Genomic DNA, 3,856 nt, shown 5'->3' with positions numbered 1-3,856 from the left:
TATCAGCGCATCGTCGACAACGACTTCACGAGTGGCGCAGGCACCTTCACCGAGTACGACATCCAGGACGTCTACCTTGAGCGCATCGTGAGCGACATCAAGCCCGCGCGCCCGATGAAGATCGTGATCGATGCCGGCAACGGCGTGGCCGGTGGTCTCGCGCCGCGCCTGTTCAAAGCGCTTGGCTGCGAAATCGTCGAGCTTTTCACCGATATCGACGGCACGTTCCCGAATCACCATCCTGATCCGGCGCACCCTGAAAACCTTCAGGACGTGATCAAGGCGCTGAAGGAAACCGACGCTGAAATCGGTTTTGCCTTCGATGGCGACGGCGACCGTCTCGGCGTGGTCACGAAAGATGGCGAGATCATTTATCCGGATCGCCAGTTGATGCTGTTTGCGCAGGAAGTGTTGTCGCGTAACAAGGGTGGCCAGATCATTTACGACGTGAAGTGCACGCGCAATCTCGCCAAGTGGGTCCGCGACCTGGGCGGTGAACCGGTCATGTGGAAGACCGGCCACTCGCTGGTGAAGGCGAAGCTGCGGGAAACGGGCGCACCGCTGGCGGGCGAAATGAGCGGCCATGTGTTCTTCAAGGACCGCTGGTACGGGTTCGACGACGGCCTTTATACGGGTGCGCGGATGCTTGAGATCCTGTCGCGCGTCGATGACCCGAGCAAGTTGCTCAACGCGCTGCCAAACTCGCTTTCCACGCCGGAATTGCAATTGAAGCTGAACGAAGGCGAGAATTTCACGTTGATTGCGGCCATGCAGAAGAACGCGAAGTTTACCGGCGCGGACGACGTGCTGACCATCGACGGGCTGCGGGTTGAATATCCGGATGGATTCGGGCTCGCGCGGTCATCGAATACGACGCCGGTGGTGGTGATGCGGTTCGAGGCCGATAGCGACGCCGCGCTCAAGCGGATTCAGGAAGATTTTCGTCGGGTGATCCTGGCTGAAAAGGCTGACGCGCAATTGCCGTTCTGAGTTTTGCGGGTGAATGTGGAGTCCTGCCGGTCGCGATAGCGGCTAGCGGCGGGACTCCAACCTCGACTTACACTTAACCTCCCGCGACCCGTACCGCCAGCAGAACCCCGGACTCAAATCCCCGGCGATTCTTCCGTGCCACCCGGTCACTCGCGATAAACTCCCTCATCTTAAATTGTTCATGCGCCGTCTTTTGGGGCGGCGCTCACTGTGTCCAGCGTGCAAAAGATATTGATTGTCCGGGTGTCGTCGCTTGGTGACGTCGTCCATAACATGCCGGCCATCGCGGATATCCGTCGTCTGCATCCCGAAGCGCAAATCGACTGGCTTGTCGAGGAAGGGTTTACCGATCTCGTCGACATGGTCGAGGGCGTGCGCCGCGCGATTCCGTTTTCGCTGCGCCGTTGGCGCAAAGGCCTGTTTTCTCTCGCCAACTGGCGTGAAATCGCCCGTTTTCGCCGCGCGCTGGCTGAGGAAAAATACGACCTGGTGATCGATTGCCAAGGTCTGATCAAGACCGCGTGGGTGGCGAGCTGGGCGCGCGGCAAGCTAGTGGGGCTTGGGAACCGTACCGACGGCGCCGGCTACGAGTGGCCCGTGCGCTTCTTCTACAACAAGCGCGTGCCGATCGAAGCGCGCACGCACGTGGTGGAGCGCACGCGGCAACTGGTGGCGGCGGCACTTGGCGATCCTCGTCCGGAGGTGACCGATGCCATCCGTTTCGGCATCGATACGCGGCGCGCCGCGATGGCGTTGTCGCGAGTCGGGCTGAACCTGCCGCTACCTTATGTCGTGTTTGTCCACGCCACTTCACGCGCCGACAAACAATGGCCCGAGGCTGCGTGGATTGAATTGGGCCAGACGTTGATCCGGCGCGGGGTATCGATCGTGCTGCCGTGGGGTAGCGAAGCCGAGCGCGTGACCAGCGAGAAACTGGCGAAGGAATTTGGCGAAGCGGCCGTGGTGCCGCCGAGGTTATCGTTGCCGGCGGTGGTGGGATTGATCGATGGCGCATCGGCGACGGTAGGCGTGGACACGGGGCTCGTGCATATTGCGGCGGCGCTGAAGCGTCCGACTATCGAGTTGTACAATTTCTCGACCGCGTGGCGCACGGGCGGCTACTGGTCACCGAACATTATCAATTTGGGCGGCGCGAACCAGCACCCGACACTGCAGCAAGTCAAGGCAACACTAGCAAGTTTTGGATTGGGGTAGTGGCGGCGCGGCCGGGGCCCAGAGCGTTGAGGCGGGTCAATGCGTGTGCCGCTCGAAGAGCCGCCAACGCAAGGCAGTAAGCGAAAATATGACTCGCACGCCCGGCGCCACGGCAAGACTGGCAGTATCGCGCCTCACCCAAAATGTACCTAACCATGACCGAATCACAAATAATCGAAGTCGCATCCGTCGACTGGCAGGGCCAGCAACTCTCCGTCCCGCGCGAGCAATTGCTGGCGGGAGTCGAGCGCGGCAAGGTCCTTTACTTCCCGAACCTGGCATTCCCGATCGCGGGTGGCGAGCGAGCGCTACTGGACCCGAAGGTGGCCGATCCCCAACGCAAGAACATCAGCCTGGCGCCCAATGGCGGCGCGCTGGCTGGCGTCCTCGGGGACACCGTTGCCCAAAGTGCCGTGCGCGCCCTGATCGCGCGATATCAATCCAACGCACGAACCCTCGTCGACGGCCTGTTCCCCGAATATCGCGGGAAACTGCGCGTGGCGCCGACCAGCCTGCGTTTGCATCGGGTAGAAACGCGCGAGACGTCGTGGCGCAAGGACGATAGCCGCTTGCATGTGGATGCGTTCCCGTCTCGCCCGAACTACGGCGAGCGCATCCTGCGGGTCTTTACCAATGTGAATCCGGATGGCGCACCGCGCGTGTGGCGCGTGGGCGAACCCTTCGAAGACATGGCGAAGCGCTTCCTGCCTTCCATCAAACCCCAACGCCCGGGTGCCGCGTGGCTGATGAACCTGTTGCACGTGACCAAGTCGCCACGCAGCGAATACGATCACCTGATGCTCCATCTGCACGACGCAATGAAAGCCGACATGGACTATCAGAAAGCGTCGCCGCAACAGGAAATGCCGTTTCCGCCCGGCTGCGTGTGGGTGTGTTTCTCCGACCAAACCTCGCACGCCGTGATGGCGGGCCAGTACATGATGGAGCAAACCTTTTTCCTTCCCGTCAGTGCCATGGCGCAACCCGATTGCGCGCCACTTGGCATCTTGCAGCGGCTCAAGGGCAGGGCGCTGGTTTGAGCGGCGCCGGCGATTTCTTCGGCCGCGTTGCCAAGGGCTCCGGATGCTGAGGCTCGTGTACCGCGCGTTGTGGTGGATCGTCGCACCGGCGGCGGTGTTGCGCTTGCTGATCCGGTCGCGCCGGGAGCGGGGATATCGCGAGCATATTGGCGAACGCTTTGGTTTCGGCTACGAAGACGGCGCGGCTCGCCGTGCGGATAACCTCGCGCCGCTGGTGTGGGTGCATGCCGTATCGGTGGGCGAGACGCGCGCGGCGCAACCGCTGGTTGAAGCGCTACAGCGCGCGCATCCTGACGCTCGCATCCTCCTGACCCACATGACGCCGAGCGGCCGCGCGACGGGCGTGCAATTGTTCGGTACGACCGTGTGGCGCAGCTATTTGCCCTACGATTCGCCGCGGCTCGTGCGACGTTTCCTGCGGACGTGGCGACCGTCGCTCGGGATTGTGATGGAGACGGAAGTCTGGCCGACGCTCATCGATGAATGCAAGCGCGCCCATGTGCCGCTCGTGCTGACGAACGCACGGATGTCGGCACGTTCGTTCAAGCGCGCGGCGAAATTCGGGGCTGCGACGCGCGATGTATTCGGCGGATTTACGCGCGTCCTGGCGC

Annotated in this window: 4 protein-coding genes; all 4 read left to right on the top strand. The window is 62.3% G+C overall.

Features of this window, described 5'->3' with window-relative positions; all coding sequences use genetic code 11:
* The coding region (locus WCA53_RS19630; protein ID WP_423914436.1) for a phosphomannomutase/phosphoglucomutase at positions 1 to 990 on the top strand (990 nt) is incomplete at its 5' end.
* 210 nt (positions 991 to 1,200) lie between these two features.
* Positions 1,201 to 2,205, top strand: coding sequence for a lipopolysaccharide heptosyltransferase I (waaC, locus tag WCA53_RS19625; RefSeq protein WP_423914433.1), 1,005 nt, complete (start codon positions 1,201 to 1,203; stop codon positions 2,203 to 2,205).
* Positions 2,206 to 2,360: 155 nt separating this feature from the next.
* Positions 2,361 to 3,245: a Kdo hydroxylase family protein gene (locus tag WCA53_RS19620; RefSeq protein ID WP_423914430.1), complete on the top strand. Its 885-nt coding sequence runs from the start codon at positions 2,361 to 2,363 to the stop codon at positions 3,243 to 3,245.
* Between the two features lie 43 nt (positions 3,246 to 3,288).
* On the top strand, positions 3,289 to 3,856 hold a 568-nt coding region (locus tag WCA53_RS19615; protein WP_423914427.1), incomplete at its 3' end, for a glycosyltransferase N-terminal domain-containing protein.

Source organism: Caballeronia sp., assembly GCF_049581465.1.
Lineage (GTDB): Bacteria > Pseudomonadota > Gammaproteobacteria > Burkholderiales > Burkholderiaceae > Caballeronia.
This window is presented reverse-complemented; position numbering and strand designations above follow the sequence as displayed.